Raw genomic sequence first — 16748 nt, 5'->3', positions numbered from 1 at the left:
CTCAGGCGCTCTTCTCAAGGGCCTTCATGGCCTCGTCATCGAGTGCGGCGGCACGTTTGTAGCCGGCGCGGTCGGTGACTCGGCCGAGATAGTCGGCAAAGGCCTGGCGCTTCTCGATGGTGCCGAAGCCCAAGCCCCAACCGATATGGGAGCCGACATAGACGTCTGCGGCGGTGAAGCGATCGCCGGTAATATAGGGTGACGCGCTGACGGCTTTCTCCAGCGTGTTCATGACGTCGGCGTAGCTGCCGTATCCCGCCATCCGGCTTTTTTCCGGCGGCGTCTGAAAGCCGAGTGCATGGTTGGTGACGGCGGCTTCCAGCGGGCCCGCGGTGAAGAACATCCAGCGATAGTAGCTGCCGCGCTCTTCTGCCCGCGGCGCAAGCTCGGCTTCGGGGAAGGTCTCGGCCAGGTAGACGCAGATGGCAGCACATTCCGTGACGACCGTCTTGCCGTGCAGGATGGCCGGCACCTTACCCATCGGGTTCACGGCCAAGTATTCCGCCGTCTTGATAGTGCCGCCGAAGGTCATCACCTCCGTCGTGTAGGGAACGCCCGTTTCCTCCAGCATCCAACGGGCGATACGTCCCCGCGACATGGGATTGGTGTAGAATATCAGCTCGTCTGCCACGCGTTCCTCCTCGTCGTTTTCCCTGCCACCACCTCTCGCGAGGCGCGGTCGCATTCCAAGGAAGATAGTCGCCCGTTCGCGTTTAAAAAGGGATGTGTTGTGTTGTCTCACAGTGCCTTGCGATACTGGATGAAGCCGGAGCGCTCGGCGATCCTGTCGTAGAGTTTTCGCGCCGAGGCGTTGGTTTCGTGCGTCATCCAATAGAGACGGCCAGCGCCATTTTCGCGGGCGAGGTCGGCCACTGCGTCGATCAGAGCCGCGCCTGTTCCGAGGCCGCGCTTGGTGTCGTCGACATAGAGATCCTGAAGATAGCAGGTCCACTTCGGAAGCCAGCAGGAACGATGAAAGATGGCGTGGACGATGCCGGCAAGACGATCCTCGCTATCGAAAGCGCCGAGTGCATACATCTCCTCCGAGGAGTCATGGAAGCGGTTCCAGGTGAGCTCGGTCGTCTCCGGCGGAATAGCGACTTCGTAGAAGCGCTGGTAGCCGGCCCATAGCGGCTCCCAGGCGGCTCGATCGGACGGCTGCAGCGCGCGGATCTTCGTGGTCATCTCTGTCTTGCCCCATCATGTGGCTTAAATGAAAACGGCGGGGGAATCCCCGCCGCTACGTTCGCATGTCGCTGATGGTTTATGCCATTGCCTTCTGCAGGTTCTCGTCGATCTTGTCGAGGAAAGCCGTGGTCGAGAGCCACGGCTGATCCGGGCCGATGAGCAGCGCCAGATCCTTGGTCATGAAACCGGACTCCACTGTGTCGACGCAGACCTTTTCGAGCGTTGCAGCGAACTTTGCGAGTTCGGCATTGTCGTCGAGCTTGGCGCGGTGCGCGAGGCCGCGGGTCCAGGCGAAGATCGAGGCGATCGAGTTCGTCGAGGTTTCGTGGCCCTTCTGGTGCTGGCGATAGTGGCGGGTGACCGTGCCGTGCGCCGCTTCGGCTTCAACCGTCTTGCCATCCGGCGTCAAGAGGACCGAGGTCATCAGGCCGAGCGAACCAAAGCCCTGGGCAACGGTGTCGGACTGCACGTCGCCGTCGTAGTTCTTGCACGCCCAGACGTAGCCGCCGGACCACTTCAGAGCGGAAGCGACCATGTCGTCGATCAGCCGGTGCTCGTAGGTGATGCCAACTTCCTTGAACTGATCCTTGAATTCGGTCTGGTAGACCTCTTCGAAGATATCCTTGAAGCGGCCGTCGTAGGCCTTGAGGATGGTGTTCTTGGTCGACAGGTAAACCGGCCATTTGCGCATCAGGCCGTACATCATGGAGGCACGGGCGAATTCGCGGATCGATTCGTCGAGGTTGTACATGGCCATGGCCACGCCGGCACCCGGTGCGTCGAACACTTCCCGTTCGATGACCTGGCCATCTTCGCCGACGAACTTGATCGTCAGCTTGCCCTTGCCCGGGAATTTGAAATCGGTGGCGCGATATTGGTCGCCGAAAGCGTGACGGCCGACGACGATCGGTTTGGTCCAGCCGGGAACGAGGCGCGGCACGTTCTGGCAGATGATCGGCTCGCGGAAGATGACGCCGCCGAGGATGTTGCGGATCGTTCCGTTCGGGCTCTTCCACATCTGCTTGAGGTTGAATTCCTTGACGCGGTCTTCATCGGGGGTGATCGTCGCGCACTTGATGCCGACGCCGTGCTTCTTGATGGCGTTGGCAGCGTCGATCGTCACCTGGTCGTTAGTGGCGTCGCGGTTTTCGACGGAGAGGTCGAAATAGTCGATGTCGAGGTCGAGATACGGATGGATCAGCTTATCCTTGATGAGCTGCCAGATGATGCGCGTCATTTCATCGCCGTCGAGATCGGCGACGGGGTTAGCGACCTTGATCTTCTTCATGTATCTGCCTCGTTAGATTATAAAGGACTGGCGTCCCTGGTGGGTTGCGTAAAATCCCGAGCGCTATAGCACTGTGAGCCGGGAGTGCAAAGCCGGAAGCGGGCCGGGCCGCACTTTTTGCGGGCATTGCCAAGCGGGCGAAAATGGGTAGTCTCCGGCGCGAAACCATTGCCTCGGACATATCAACATGAAGAAGATCTCGCTCGTTTTCGCCTTCCTGCTTGGCTTGAACGCTCCTGTACTGGCTGGCGACACCACAGCTCCAGTCAAGGAGATCATGGATGCCACGATCAAAAACTGGTCTGGGACCGACAGCGACTGGGTCGACATCTTCGACGCAAGCCGGCTGACGCGTCTCTACAGTAAGGATTTCATCACGAAGTATCAGGCCGCCGTCCAGAATCCGGCAGCCGACGAAGACGGAATTTCCCCTTTCGATTACGACGTTATCGTGAACGGCGAGGACGCATGCCCGCTGCAGGATCTTGCCTATACGCCCAGGCCCGGCGCCAATGGCGCAACCGAAGTGGTCGTGACCTTCAAGAAGGCGACCTGTATGGACGACGGATCGGACAAGCGGGCCGTGACAACGGTACGCTTCCAGGTGATCGATGAGAGCGGCAAGCCCGTCATCGATGACGTCATCACCGAAGGCGATCCGGGCAAGCCGCCGAATTCGCTGAAGAACACCATGGTGCAGATCGCCAAGGGCGAGTAACGCACAAGATTGATTTGATTTTAAAACCGGCAACGGTATTTGAGCAGTAGGGTGAGACGCCAATCCTCTGCTGGGGGCCTGACTGCTTGTTTTCCGGTTTTGACTTCCGAGATTGGCTGCTCGCCAACGATCCAGCACTGTCACGTTTGCGGACCGCTTTGCGCGTCACGTTGACCATCGCTTTGTCGTTTGCGGCACTCCTGGCGATTCACTACCTGCTGTTTCCGCTTCCGACGGCGTCCTATGGCCTCGGGATCGTGCTGTCGATCGAAGGCGGCGTGGCGGTGCGCGACAAGGGCGGAACGCAGCAGCTGATCACACGGCTTCTCGGGTGCGCCGTGAGCCTTGCCGTTGTCGGTATCGCCGCTGGCCTGGAGGGTCACAGGTACGTATCCGACAGCGTGTTTCTACTCATCATCTTTCTCGCTGCCTCGGCGCGTGTCTTCGGCGCGAGAGGGCATGCCGTAGGAATGTTTGCCTTTACGTCCTATTTCATGGGCGCCTACTTTAGGCCGCCGATCGCGGAGCTTCCGCTGGTCGCGATAGGCCCCGTCGTGTCTGCCTTGGTCGGGCATGCGGTCCGCTCGGTGGTGCTTCCGGACGATTGGCGGCACGACCTTCTTCTTTCGCTAGAGAGCGTTCGGGGCCGCATCAATCAAATTCTGTTCAAGATCGCGGCGCTGGCGGCGGACAGGCGAGTTTCGGAAACGGACCGGCAGGAGCTCAATCAACTCGAGGAACGGCTGAAGGAAGTCGTGCTCATGGCGGAGAGCTTTATTCCGCGGCCTCCAAGCGGCGTCTTGGACGCCGGAACGGAGCCGGCCGGCGAGCTTGCGATCAGGCTCTTCGATGCGCACCTTGCTGCAGAGAGCGCGATTGTACTCTGCGCCCAGAGCCTACCGTCGTTCGAGCTCGTGCATGCGATCATCGAGGGAATGCCGGCGCCGTCGCCACGGGCGACACAGGATGATCGGCAGGCGGAAACCTCGCAAGCGCTGGTTCGTCTGGGCGGGGCGCGGACCCAACTCGCAGACACGATTGTGCAGGGGCACGAGACAGGTTTTGCCGAGATTGCCGCAGTTGCCGACGTGCCCGGAAAGCAGCAAAGGCCCGACTTCTCGTTGCGCAACCCACTCATCCGCTCGGCGTTTCAGATCACTCTTGCGTCAGCTATCGCGATGACGCTCGGCCTGGCGCTTTCCCGCGAGCGGTGGTTCTGGGCGGTCCTGGCGTCTTTCCTGGTGTTTACCAACACGAATTCGCGTGGCGATACCGCGATGAAAGCGCTGCAGCGCTCGATGGGAACACTGTTCGGCATCGCGATTGGTCTGGTCCTGGCAACCCTGCTTGGCCATCAAATGGCTGCCGCGCTGGCCGTCACGGGCCTTGCCATCTTCCTGGGGTTCTATTTCCTGCAGACTTCCTATGCGATGATGACCTTCTTCGTATCGATCGCTCTGTGTCTGGTGTATGGTATGATCGGGTCGCTGACCGTCGATCTGTTGCTACTGCGTATCGAGGAGACGGCGCTGGGCGCTGCTGTCGGTACGCTCGTCGCTTTCGTCGTCTTCCCGGCGCGCACGCGGGGCGCACTCGATGTGGCGGTTGGCAAATGGTTCGCGGCCTTGGACGAATTGTTGGCGGCTGCTTCCGATGGCGAGCAGAAAAATACGCTGATCGGGCTGTCGCAGAAACTCGATGCTTCCTATCGGGATCTTACGACAACAGCACGGCCGTTGGGCTCGAGCTGGTCCCTTGTCACCAGGCCGGGACATATCCGGCAGACGCTGGCAATCTTTCTCGCCGCCACCTATTGGGCACGGATCATGGCGAAGTACCATGATCCGTCCGTCAGGGATGCGGACGCCCAACAGCTCATTGACGCGGACCTTGCGCAGGCCGCCTCGGCCGCGAAGCGTGGGTCCGAATGTTTCTTCGTTGACCGCAAAACGCCGGTCAGGACCGGTCGGCATCTACCCGTGTCGAGCGCCGGCTCGCGTCTTGGCGTCGAAATGATAGGCTCGACGCTCGTTCGGCTTTACCCCGACGTATAAGCCTTTACGTTTCGGGCAGTCTTGGCTATTTCCGCGCATAGCAAAAGGATCGAGACTTCATGGCAGGCACGAACAGCGAGCGGCAACTTCTGGCGGAAGGCCCCGTCATAATTCTGGTCGAGCCGCAGATGGGCGAGAACATCGGCATGGTGGCGCGCGCCATGGCGAATTTCGGTCTTGCCGAACTGCGGCTTGTAAATCCGCGCGATGGATGGCCGAACGAGAAGGCGCAGGCCGCCGCGTCGAAGGCCGATCACGTCATCGAAGCCACCAAGGTCTACGATACACTCGAGCAGGCTTTGGCCGACCTCAATTTCGTCTATGCGACCACGGCGCGCGAACGCGACGGTTTCAAGCCCGTGCGCTCGCCGGTGGTCGCAGCCGAGACGTTGCGGGAACGTTTCCGCGCAGGGGAGGGAACGGGCATTCTCTTCGGTCGCGAGCGCTGGGGACTAACGAACGAGGAGGTTGCACTTTCGGACGAGATCGTGACCTTTCCGGTCAATCCTGCTTTTGCATCGCTCAACATCGCGCAGGCGGTGCTGCTGATGTCCTACGAGTGGATGAAATCCGGCATGGAGGATCTCGGCGCCGTGCCTTTTCAGGCGATGGGTCAGACGCAGTCCACGAAGGATCAACTATTCGGTCTGTTCGATCAGCTCGAAGACGCTCTCGATGCGCGCGGATATTTCCATCCCGCCGGGAAAAAACCAAAGATGATCGACAATCTGAGAGCTGTCCTCTCGCGTCGCGCTTTCTCGGAGCAGGAAATCAGCGTGTTGCGCGGCGTTATCTCCTCCCTGGACCGCTTCTCGCGCAAGAGCCCGCGCGGAGGCCGGTTCCCCGCAGACGCCAAGGAACCACAGAACGATGACAGCACTGGCGAATGAGCTGAAACCGGTCCTGGTCTTCGATTCCGGGATTGGCGGTCTAACGGTGTTGCGAGAAGCTCGGGTGCTGATGCCCGAGCGAGGTTTCATCTATGTCGCCGACGATGCCGGCTTTCCCTATGGCGGCTGGGAGGAGCAGGCGCTGAAGGAAAGGGTGATCGAGCTCTTTGCCAAGCTGTTGCAGGACCACGACCCCGAAGTCTGCATCATTGCCTGCAATACAGCCTTCACGCTTGTTGGCGCCGACCTGAGGGCTGCGTTTCCGCAGATGACATTCGTTGGCACTGTGCCGGCGATCAAGCCTGCAGCGGAGCGCACGCGGTCCGGGCTGGTATCGGTTCTGGCAACGCCGGGGACAGTCAGGCGCGCCTATACCCGCGATCTGATCCAGTCGTTTGCACAGCAGTGCCACGTGCGGCTCGTCGGCTCGGAAAACCTCGCCCGGATGGCGGAAGCCTATATTCGTGGTGATACGGTGTCGGACGAGGCGGTGCTTTCGGAAATCGGCCAATGTTTCGTCGAGATGGATGGTCGAAAGACCGATATCGTGGTGCTCGCCTGTACCCATTATCCGTTCATGGCCAATATGTTCAGGCGTCTTGCTCCCTGGCCGGTCGACTGGCTCGATCCGGCGGAGGCGATTGCCCGGCGGGCGCGTAGCCTCGTGCTCCATGTGGCGGATGCCGTTCATGCGGACAATTTCGACTTTGCCGTTTTCACCTCCGGAAACCCTGATTTTCCGACGAAACGGCTGATGCAGGGTTTCGGTCTCAACACCCGATGAAGGGCGTGCAGTCTAACCCGCCGCGGGGAGGCTTTTCCCGCGTAGGTGCTTTGCAGGTGCTTTATTTCGCGGAGCCGATCGCGCAATGTTGCGGACGGGGAATCGCTGGCGAGCTTCGGCCGCCCCAGAGCGACAAAAGGGATGTTCATGCCGTTTCAAAGACTTGTGATGTTAATTTTCTTCCTGCAGCCGATCGCTTTCGGCAGCTGGCTACCGCGCATTCCCGACATTCAGGTGAAACTTGGCCTCGGACCGGCCGATCTTGCAATCGCGCTGCTGGGCATGCCGGTGGGGATCTTAATTACCTTACCCTTCGCCGGCCGCTTCGTATCCCGCGTCGGCGGGCGGGCCACAATCATCTATGGCTTTGTTGCCTTCCTGGCGGTCGTATCCCTGCCAGTCTTCGCCGAGAGCATCGAAATGCTCTTCGTCGCACTGATGATCGTCGGTGTCGCCTTGTCGACGCTGGAGCTTGGCCTCAACGTGGAGGCCGATCGCGCCGAGAAGACGACGGGCCTTGTCATTATGAGTCGCTGCCATGGATTCTGGAGCCTGGGGATCATGGCAGGTAGCCTGATCGGGGCTGGAGCTATGGCGCTTCAGGTGTCCGCGCAATGGTCGATCCCTGTGGTCGCACTCCTTTGTCTGCCGCTCGCGCTTGCGACAAGTGCGCAGTTGCCGGTCGAGGCCAAGGCTATAGCCGCGACGTCGGCCGCCGCACCGGTGGCTCCTTTCAAGCTGCCGAGCCTCGCATTGCTCGGCATATGCGCCTTCACGTTCGGTATCACCATGACGGAGGGTGCAATTGCGGACTGGTCGGCCGTGTACTTGAAGGAGGTTCTGTCGACCGGCGGGGCCGCCACGGGCCTCGGCTATTCCGTGTTTGCTAGCCTTGTGGCCACGGGCCGCTTCGGCGGCGATTATATGAAGGGTCGGTTTGGCGCTGTCGCCATTGCACGCGGCTGCGGCTGTGCCGCGCTGGTCGGCCTGTTGATTGTGCTGTTTGCGCCAACCACGTTGGTGGCGCTGGTCGGCTTCGGTGCGATCGGGATTGGCGTTTCCGTCGGCTTTCCGCTTGCGGTTACCGCGTCTGCAGAGCTGACGGACCGGCCCGCTGCCGCGAGCGTCGCCATCCTGTCGTTCATGGCACTACTAGGCTTCCTGGTCGGGCCGCCGGTGATCGGTTTTGTCGGAGAGTTCTGGGGACTGCGAACCGGCTTGGCGATTTTGCTCGTTCCGCTCACCATCAGCCTCGTGTTCACTAGGATGTTGACGCTGCGAGCAGGCAATTGCGCGGCACCTGTTTTGGCGGATGAGGCCGCCTAACGCGTCGAGGGTTGGCTTTGGGATTGGCTGTGGGTTTCGGTGATGGACACCAGCATCGCCTGGCGAATCTGCTAGAGAGTGATGCTTTCGTAAGGGGAATAGGACTTGCAGGTTGGTATCGATATGGGAATGGCGTCCGGGGGGAACCCGGCTACGCTCGATATCGAGGAGCTTCTGGCGACCCGTCTGTTGGTGCAGGGCAATTCCGGATCGGGCAAATCGCATCTGCTTCGTCGCCTGCTTGAGCAATCTGCCCAGTGGGTCCAGCAGGTTGTCATTGATCCGGAAGGCGACTTCGTCACGCTGAGCGATAAGTTCGGCCATGTCGTGGTCGATGGAGAGCGCACGGAAGCGGAGCTTGCCGGCATCGCCAACCGTATTCGCCAGCACCGAGTTTCCTGCGTTCTGACGCTCGAGGGCCTGGATGTCGAGCAGCAGATGCGCGCGGCGGCGGCCTTCCTCAATGGCATGTTCGATGCCGACCGCGAATATTGGTATCCGGTTCTTGTCGTGGTTGACGAAGCGCAGATGTTTGCGCCCTCGGTCGGCGGTGACGTGTCGGAAGACGCACGCAAGATGTCGCTCGGTGCGATGACCAACCTGATGTGCCGCGGGCGAAAACGCGGGCTGGCAGGTGTGATCGCCACTCAGCGCTTGGCAAAGCTTGCTAAGAACGTTGCGGCTGAAGCCTCGAACTTCCTGATGGGCCGCACGTTTCTCGATATCGATATGGCGCGTGCAGCCGATCTACTCGGCATGGACCGGCGGCAGGCGGAAATGTTCCGCGATCTGAAGCGCGGCAATTTCGTGGCGCTTGGTCCGGCTCTGTCGCGCCGGCCGTTGCCGATCCAGATCGGCACGGTGGAGACGTCGGCACGCTCGTCAAGCCCGAAGCTGATGCCGTTGCCGGATTCGCCCGATGACGTCGAGGACCTGATCTTCACGCCGGATCCCGAAGAATTCCAGCGGCCGACCGTGCGCCGCGCTGCCCCGGCACCGCGGCCGACCACGGATATCCTCGCTGAACTTTCCCGCTCGACGGCGGCGGCTGTACCGCAGCCTGCCGAAGGACGAACGAGCCGGCCCGAGATGACCGCCGAGGATCGCGAGGACCGGCTTGCGAGCGTTCTCAACGAAATTCTCGACGATCCTGGCTCCGGCTTCCGCACGGATGCGGTTCTTTATCAGGACTTCCTTGTCCGCCTGCGCATGCGTCGTTTGCCTGGATCTCCGATGTCGTTGCAGGAGTTTCGGCGCAGGGTCGCCATCTCGCGGTCGGGTGTCGATGCCGCGACCGCGAAGACCGACGCGTGGGCGGCCGCACTGTCGCTTTCGACTGGTGTGACGGATGATCTCCAGGGGGTTTTCTTGATGTTGGCAAAGGCTGCGGTATGCAGTGAGCCATGTCCGTCAGACGCGCGGATCGCACGTGCCTACGGGACGCATTCGGCCCGGCGGGCAAGACGTCTGCTGGGTTACTTCGAGGAACAGGGCACTGTCGTCGTGCATACTGACTTTTCGGGAAAGCGCATCGTTGCTTTTCCCGACATGAACTGCCAAACGACACCTGGCGATGCGAACGCGCCTGACAGCGACGACCTACGTTCTGCCGCTGAGTAGCCCCGTCCAATTCCTTCATTGAAGACCGAAGTGCAATGTTAGTTCGCGCCGTCGATGCCCGCAGCGAGAGAATACGAGAAAGCTGCTTTTTGTCACAAGCGTTTCATCTCGCCGCGAGATAAGGCGTGCGTGCCGTCAGGGGCTGCACGTCTGTAAAAGGAGATGTCAGCCATGCGAAACAGCGTTGCTCGCCACGTGTCACAGGCGCTCGCCGTAGCTTTGCTCGCTACGGTCGCCATTCAGCCCAGCTATGCCGACGATGCCGCCGGAAAGCTTCTTGAACGAGGCGCAAGCGCAGATCTGAGCGCAGCGGGCGGCGCACGTCGCCTGTCTGGCGATGTGACGGAAGCTTATCGCGCAGCGATCGTCGATGGCCGGCCGAAGAATGTGATCCTGCTGATCGGCGATGGCATGGGCGACTCGGAAATCACCATCGCGCGGAACTATGCCGTCGGTGCGGGCCAGTATTTCCCAGGCATTGACGCCTTGCCGGTAACCGGTCAGTACACGCACTACTCGCTCGACAAGGAGACGGGCAAACCGAACTACGTGACAGATTCGGCCGCGTCGGGCACGGCTTGGGCCTCAGGCATAAAGAGCTACAACGGCGCGATCGGTGTCGATATTCACGAGGTGGCTCACGAAACCTTGCTAGAGAAGGCCAAGGCGGCCGGGCTAGGTACCGGCAATGTCTCGACCGCAGAACTCCAGGATGCGACGCCTGCCGTGCAGGTGGCACATGTAACGAATCGGAAGTGCTACGGACCGGTAGCTACCTCCGAGAAATGCGTATCGAACGCACTGGAAAACGGCGGCATCGGTTCGATCTCCGAACAGTTGCTCAATGCACGCGCGGACGTGACACTCGGCGGCGGCGCCAAGAGCTTCGATGAAATCGCCAAGGCCGGCGACTGGAAGGGCAAGACGCTTCGCCAGCAGGCGGAGGAACGTGGCTATATCATTGTATCGACCCTTGACGAGCTGCAGGCCGTGAAGCAGTCAAACGACGGCGCGCCGTTGCTCGGACTTTTCGCAGACGGCAACATGCCCGTGCGCTGGGAGGGGCCGCAAGCCAGCTATCACGGCAACATCGACAATGAGCCGGTCGTCTGCAAGGTGAACGACAAGCGTGCTACAGCGACACCGACGCTGCCGCAGATGACCGCAAAAGCGATTGAGCTTCTGCGCGGCAACGAGAGAGGCTTCTTCCTGCAAGTCGAGGGTGCATCCATAGACAAACAGGATCACGCGGCCAATCCGTGCGGCCAGATTGGCGAAACGGTCGATCTCGACGAGGCGGTGCAGGAGGCGCTGAAGTTCGCCCGGGAGAAAGGCGACACGCTTGTCATCGTTACCGCGGATCACGCTCATTCAAGCCAGATCATCTATCCTGATGCCAAGGCGCCTGGCTTGACCGAAGCGCTGATGACCAAGGACGGCGCAGTGATGGCGGTCAGCTACGGCAACTCCGAGGAGGTGGGTGATCAGGGCCACACCGGCTCCCAGCTTCGCATTGCGGCATATGGTCCGCGCGCTGCCAATGTCACCGGCCTGACGGATCAGACGGACCTGTTCTTTACGATCAGCGACGCGCTGGGCCTGAAGACCGAAACCGTCGGCATGAAGTGAGCCAAGCGGTATTCAAAAATCGAGCGGGACGGGGGCGTTGGCATTGATTGTCATTGACATTCAACGCGCTTCCCCATAAAGACCGCGCCAGCACGGGGCAGCAATGTCCCGTGTTTCATTTGACATGTCCCGTGGATCGTTCCAGTTCGCGTAACCGGAAAATCCTGTCGGGCCTCCTAAAGGGGCCAAAGGAGGGCGTGTTTCCTTCGAGCGATTTGGCAACAAATCGCCGTAACATTCTGAAAGGAAATACGATGAGCAAGCGCGAATCGTCCAAGTACAAAATTGACCGCCGCATGGGCGAGAACATCTGGGGTCGTCCTAAGTCCCCAGTGAACCGCCGCGAATACGGCCCGGGCCAGCACGGTCAGCGCCGCAAGGGTAAGCTTTCGGACTTTGGTGTGCAGCTGCGCGCCAAGCAGAAGCTCAAGGGGTACTACGGTGACCTGCGCGAGAAGCAGTTCCGTGCGATCTTCGCTGAAGCCGACCGCCGCAAGGGCGATACTTCGGAAAACCTCATCGGTCTTCTGGAATCCCGCCTGGACGCGATCGTCTACCGCGCCAAGTTCGTTCCGACTGTTTTTGCTGCCCGCCAGTTCGTAAACCACGGCCACGTGACTGTGAACGGCGTCCGCGTCAACATCGGCTCTTACCGGTGCAAGGCCGGCGACGTCATCGAAGTTCGTCAGAAGTCGAAGCAGCTCGTTTCGGTTCTCGAATCAGTTGGCTTGGCCGAACGTGACGTTCCTGAGTACATCGAAGTCGACCACAACAAGATGGTTGCGACCTTCGCTCGTGTACCGGCTCTCAGCGACGTTCCGTACGCTGTCGTCATGGAACCGCATCTGGTGGTCGAATTCTATTCGCGTTAACGCATAGCCCGAGCATTCGAATTTCGATTGCTGGAAAGGCCTATGCGTCTCCTAAGAGCTACTGCGCCTACGCGTCTTCGACACGTGGCGTAGTAGAGCGCGAGGCGTTTTCGCATACGGAAAAGCCGCCTCTTGGGGCGGCTTTTTCGTTATCTGGAGGAAAACGATGGTGGATTTGCAGGCCGTCCTCGACGGTATTTACACTGAGCTGACACCCCGGATCGGTGAAGGCAAGGTTGCGGACTACATTCCGGAGCTTGCCAAGGTCGATCCCGGCCAGTTCGGTCTTGCCGTTGTCACTGTTGACGGCAAGGTCTACACCGTCGGCGATGCCTCCATTCCGTTCTCGATTCAGAGTATTTCCAAGGTGTTCATGCTGACGTTGGCGCTCGGTAAGGTCGGCGAGGGTCTGTGGAAGCGGGTCGGCCGGGAACCGTCTGGGTCGGCCTTTAATTCGATCGTCCAGCTCGAGCACGAATCAGGCATTCCGCGCAATCCCTTCGTCAACGCCGGCGCTATTGCCGTGTCCGATGTCGTGCTCGCTGGGCATGCGCCGCGCGAGGCGATAGGGGAGCTGTTGCGGTTCGTACGCTACCTAGCAGACGATGAGTCGGTCACCATTGACGACAGGGTTGCGAAATCGGAGACGCAGACCGGTTTTCGCAATTTCGCGCTCGCGAATTTCATGCGTGCCTATCGGAACCTCGATCATCCCGTCGACCATGTGCTCGGTGTCTATTTTCACCAATGTGCACTCTCGATGAGTTGTGAGCAGCTGGCGAAGGCGGGGCTGTTCCTGGCGGCGCGCGGGAGCAATCCGGTGACGGGGCATTCGGTCGTCTCGCCCAAGAGGGCGCGGCGTATCAATGCCCTGATGCTGACCTGCGGCCACTACGACGGTTCCGGCGACTTTGCCTATCATGTCGGCCTGCCAGGCAAGAGCGGTGTGGGGGGTGGAATTTTTGCTGTCGCGCCTGGCATCGCATCGATTGCGGTCTGGTCTCCGGGCCTTAACAAGGTCGGAAACTCGCAGCTTGGCGCCGTGGCGCTGGAGATGTTGGCGGCGCGCACGGGCTGGTCTGTTTTCGGCGATTGACGCTGTGTTGGGCCAGCGCTTTCTGTTAGAGGAGGTCGGACCCTGATTGGATGAGAAGATGAACATCGCCGCTGACATTGCCGATGAGCTGGATACGCCTGAAAGTGAAGGCGGGATCGCGCATGCGCTTTTTGTCGATGCGCCGAGTTCTGTCTCCTTCAACAAGATGCGCAAGCGCCTGCTGCGTCAGGTTCGCCAAGCGTTTGACGATTTTGCCATGCTCAAGGGTCAAAATCGGTGGCTGATCGGCGTTTCCGGCGGCAAGGACTCCTATGGACTGCTGGCATTGCTTCTCGATCTGCAATGGCGCGGCCTGCTGCCCGTGGAGCTGATCGCCTGCAATCTCGACCAGGGTCAGCCAAATTTTCCCAAGCACGTGCTGCCTGGTTATCTTACCAGGATCGGCGTCAAGCATCGGATCGAATACCGCGACACCTATTCGATCGTGAAGGAAAAGGTGCCGGCGGGTGCGACCTATTGCTCGCTCTGTTCGCGGCTCAGACGTGGCAACCTCTATCGCATCGCGCGGGAGGAAGGCTGCGATGCGCTTGTGCTTGGACATCATCGGGAGGATATCCTTGAAACATTCTTCATGAATTTCTTCCACGGCGGGCGTCTCGCTTCCATGCCGGCGAAACTGCTGAACGACGAAGGTAACTTGATGGTGCTGCGTCCGCTTGCCTATTGCGCCGAGGACGATATGGCGAAGTTTGCGGCTGCCATGCAGTTTCCGATTATCCCCTGCGATCTCTGCGGCTCACAGGACGGACTGCAGCGAAACGCGATGAAGGAAATGCTTGCCGACATCGAGCGGCGTATGCCTGGCCGCAAGGACACGATGCTGAGGGCACTGGCTCACGTGAACCCCTCGCACCTACTCGATCAGAAGCTTTTCGATTTTGCGGGCCTGATGGCCGGAGAAACGACGCTTAAGAGTGAATAGCCAGCAGTTAGGCGCATAGAAGGATATCCCATGGCTCCCACGATAGATGTTGTGACGCTTGCCGATCTTTTGAGGCGTGCGGCGAAGGCAGAGATATTGCCACGGTTCCGCCGGCTCGGCAGCGACGATGTCCGTGCAAAAAGCGAGGCCACGGATCTAGTAACGGAGGCCGACCTGCAAGCCGAGCGAATGATCAAGGCGGAGGTCGCTCTGCGCTGGCCAACCGCGACATTCATCGGCGAAGAGTCGGTTGCGGCTGTCCCGACCCTGCTTGGAACGCTCGGAGGTGCGGATCTCGCCATCGTGGTCGATCCCGTCGACGGCACTTTCAACTTCGCGTCCGGCATTCCGGCGTTTGGCGTCATGGCCTCCGTCGTAGCGAAGGGTGAGACGCTTGCCGGCATCATTTACGATCCGATGGGCGATGACTGGGTGGTTGCCGAAAAGGGCAGCGGTGCGTGGCTTCGGCGGCCTGACGGCGATGCGGAGCGGCTTTCGGTGGCGCGGCCGGTCGCGCTCGGCCAGATGGTTGGGATGGCCTCGACCGGGTTTTTATCCGCGGACAAACGGGCTGCGATCCTGGCCAATCTGGCCAAGGTGCGTTTTCTCTCGAATTATCGCTGCGCGGCGCACGAGTATCGGACGTTCGCGGGCGGCCACGTGCACTACCTGATGTACAATAAGCTGATGCCTTGGGATCACCTTGCCGGTACGTTGATTGCTCAGGAGGCCGGTGGCTATGCCGCTCGCTTCGACGGGTCTGCCTACCTGCCGCATCATCTTGACGGCGGGCTGTTGATCACGCCTGACAAGGAGAGCTGGGAGCTGCTGCGCCGCGAGGTCTTTACCGTCTGACCAATCGAAAAAACCGCCAGATTGAACTGACCCCCGAAGGTTGGTGCCAACTTAATGGGGTCAGTTCAATGGTCGAGGGCTTTTGCGTTGGAGCATTTTTGGTTTTTCTACGAATCGCGAAATGCTCCGACCTCACGTTTCGACACAATCCCACTGGAAATGACTTTTGCTGGAATTGATCTAGAAGTGACCAGCACCCGGATCCAGCCGTGGGTCGTCGCCGGGATGCGTGAAGAGCTTGCCGCCTTCCGCCCACAGCGTGGCAACGATGCTCACGGCACCGAACACAGCGAAGCCGCCAAACAGGGGCTGCACCGTGCCGTTGAAGAGCTGGCCGACGGTGCCGCCCAGGATGGCGCCGAAGGTGGTCGAAACGAAGCCTGTGATCGCGGTCGCCGTGCCTGCCAGGTTGCCCATCGGTTCAAGGCTGATGGCCGTGAAGTTGGTGGCGATGACAGCGAACATCATCAGCAGGACGGTGAACAGAGCGTAGGCGAAAGTGAAGTCAGGCTTGCCGCCCAGCGCTTTGACATAGCCGATAGCGGAAACGATCGTGAATAGGATCATCGCGACGTGCGATATGCGGCGCATACCAAACCTGCGCACGAAAAAGCCATTCGCGAAGTTCGCTACGGCGATACCGCCCGCTGTTGCCGCGAAGGCGATCGGAAGCCATTCGCCGAGCCCATAGACTTCGCCGAACACCTGCTGGACGGAGATGACGTAGGCACTGATGACGGCCGTAAACATCGTCAGTCCGATCATGTAGCCGCAGGTGATCTTGTTGGTCAGGACCGTCTTGAAGCCATCAACCACGGAGGCGACCGAGAGCGGTATCCGCTCTTCCTTCGGCAGGGATTCCTTGAGGCGAAGCAGCGCCCAGACGAAGAGAATGGCGCCGACAATACCCAGCAGGATGAATATCCAATGCCAATTGGCATAGGTGATGATGAGCTGGCCGACAGAGGGGGCAACAATCGGCACGATCATGAACACGATCATGACGTAGGACATCACGCGGGCCATTTCGCGCCCGCCGAAGCAGTCGCGCACGATTGCCATGGTGGTGATGCGCACGGCGGCGCCGCCGAGGCCCTGAACGAAACGCATGATGAGGAGCATTTCGAAGCTTCCCGTCGCCGCTGCGGCGAACATGGCAAGAACATAGACCGCAAGGCCACCGAGCAAGATGTTTCGGCGGCCGAACGTATCGGACAGACTGCCGAAGATGATCTGGGAAACGCCGAATCCAAGGAAGAAGACGCCGATGACGAGCTGGGTGTCATTGGCGTTCGCGACGCCGAGGGAATGGCCGATGGCCGGGAGCGACGGCAACATGCTGTCGATTGCCATTGCGACGCTCGCCGTCATGATCGCGATCGTTATGACGAATTCGATGAAGCCCATGCCGATGCGGCGCGAACCCTGATTTTCAGTGTGAGGCTTATGTGGCGGCGTCATTATGCAAATCCTGAATATGAAATG

General features: G+C 60.2%; 15 protein-coding genes. 11 read left to right on the top strand and 4 right to left on the bottom strand.

The window, feature by feature from the left end:
* Position 1: 1 nt before the first annotated feature.
* From AC1D2R_RS04545 to AC1D2R_RS04535, 3 genes are all read right to left on the bottom strand, one after another.
* Positions 2-631, bottom strand: a complete 630-nt coding sequence (locus AC1D2R_RS04545; RefSeq protein ID WP_477965179.1) for a glutathione S-transferase family protein — start codon at positions 629-631, stop codon at positions 2-4.
* Between the two features lie 107 nt (positions 632-738).
* A complete protein-coding gene (locus tag AC1D2R_RS04540) occupies positions 739-1185 on the bottom strand; it encodes an N-acetyltransferase family protein (RefSeq protein ID WP_477965177.1) in 447 nt (148 codons plus the stop codon).
* A gap of 79 nt (positions 1186-1264) precedes the next feature.
* Complete coding sequence (locus tag AC1D2R_RS04535; protein ID WP_477965175.1) at positions 1265-2476, bottom strand: NADP-dependent isocitrate dehydrogenase; 1212 nt, start codon at positions 2474-2476, stop codon at positions 1265-1267.
* A 187-nt stretch (positions 2477-2663) separates the two neighbouring features.
* Between AC1D2R_RS04535 and AC1D2R_RS04530 the strand changes: the two genes are divergently transcribed.
* From AC1D2R_RS04530 to AC1D2R_RS04480, 11 genes are all read left to right on the top strand, one after another.
* Entirely contained in the window at positions 2664-3194 is a 531-nt protein-coding gene (locus tag AC1D2R_RS04530; RefSeq protein ID WP_477965173.1) for a hypothetical protein, read from the top strand.
* An 86-nt stretch (positions 3195-3280) separates the two neighbouring features.
* On the top strand, positions 3281-5248 hold the full coding sequence (locus AC1D2R_RS04525; protein ID WP_477965171.1) for an FUSC family protein: 1968 nt from the start codon (positions 3281-3283) through the stop codon (positions 5246-5248).
* A 59-nt stretch (positions 5249-5307) separates the two neighbouring features.
* Positions 5308-6138 carry an RNA methyltransferase gene (locus tag AC1D2R_RS04520; RefSeq protein WP_477965169.1) on the top strand — a complete coding sequence of 277 codons (831 nt, stop codon included), beginning with the start codon at positions 5308-5310 and terminating at the stop codon, positions 6136-6138.
* Positions 6119-6922, top strand: a complete 804-nt coding sequence (murI, locus tag AC1D2R_RS04515; protein WP_477965167.1) for a glutamate racemase — start codon at positions 6119-6121, stop codon at positions 6920-6922. Before AC1D2R_RS04520 ends, murI begins: the two co-directional genes overlap by 20 nt.
* Positions 6923-7069: 147 nt before the next feature.
* Positions 7070-8248, top strand: a complete 1179-nt coding sequence (locus AC1D2R_RS04510) for an MFS transporter (protein ID WP_477965165.1) — start codon at positions 7070-7072, stop codon at positions 8246-8248.
* Between the two features lie 105 nt (positions 8249-8353).
* A complete protein-coding gene (locus AC1D2R_RS04505) occupies positions 8354-9868 on the top strand; it encodes a helicase HerA domain-containing protein (RefSeq protein ID WP_477965163.1) in 1515 nt (504 codons plus the stop codon).
* A gap of 171 nt (positions 9869-10039) precedes the next feature.
* A complete protein-coding gene (gene phoA / locus AC1D2R_RS04500) occupies positions 10040-11497 on the top strand; it encodes an alkaline phosphatase (RefSeq protein WP_477965161.1) in 1458 nt (485 codons plus the stop codon).
* Positions 11498-11751: 254 nt separating this feature from the next.
* Positions 11752-12369: a 30S ribosomal protein S4 gene (gene rpsD / locus AC1D2R_RS04495; protein ID WP_037061313.1), complete on the top strand. Its 618-nt coding sequence runs from the start codon at positions 11752-11754 to the stop codon at positions 12367-12369.
* A 166-nt stretch (positions 12370-12535) separates the two neighbouring features.
* Positions 12536-13465 carry a glutaminase gene (locus AC1D2R_RS04490; protein WP_477965159.1) on the top strand — a complete coding sequence of 310 codons (930 nt, stop codon included), beginning with the start codon at positions 12536-12538 and terminating at the stop codon, positions 13463-13465.
* A 58-nt stretch (positions 13466-13523) separates the two neighbouring features.
* A complete protein-coding gene (gene ttcA / locus AC1D2R_RS04485; RefSeq protein ID WP_477965157.1) occupies positions 13524-14408 on the top strand; it encodes a tRNA 2-thiocytidine(32) synthetase TtcA in 885 nt (294 codons plus the stop codon).
* 30 nt (positions 14409-14438) lie between these two features.
* Positions 14439-15263: an inositol monophosphatase family protein gene (locus AC1D2R_RS04480; RefSeq protein ID WP_477965155.1), complete on the top strand. Its 825-nt coding sequence runs from the start codon at positions 14439-14441 to the stop codon at positions 15261-15263.
* A gap of 180 nt (positions 15264-15443) precedes the next feature.
* On the opposite strand, the gene AC1D2R_RS04475 is transcribed toward AC1D2R_RS04480, so the two are convergent.
* Complete coding sequence (locus AC1D2R_RS04475; protein WP_477965153.1) at positions 15444-16724, bottom strand: multidrug effflux MFS transporter; 1281 nt, start codon at positions 16722-16724, stop codon at positions 15444-15446.
* Between the last annotated feature and the right edge of the window lie 24 nt (positions 16725-16748).

The organism is Rhizobium sp. P1_C7, from assembly GCF_056406295.1.
This window is presented reverse-complemented; position numbering and strand designations above follow the sequence as displayed.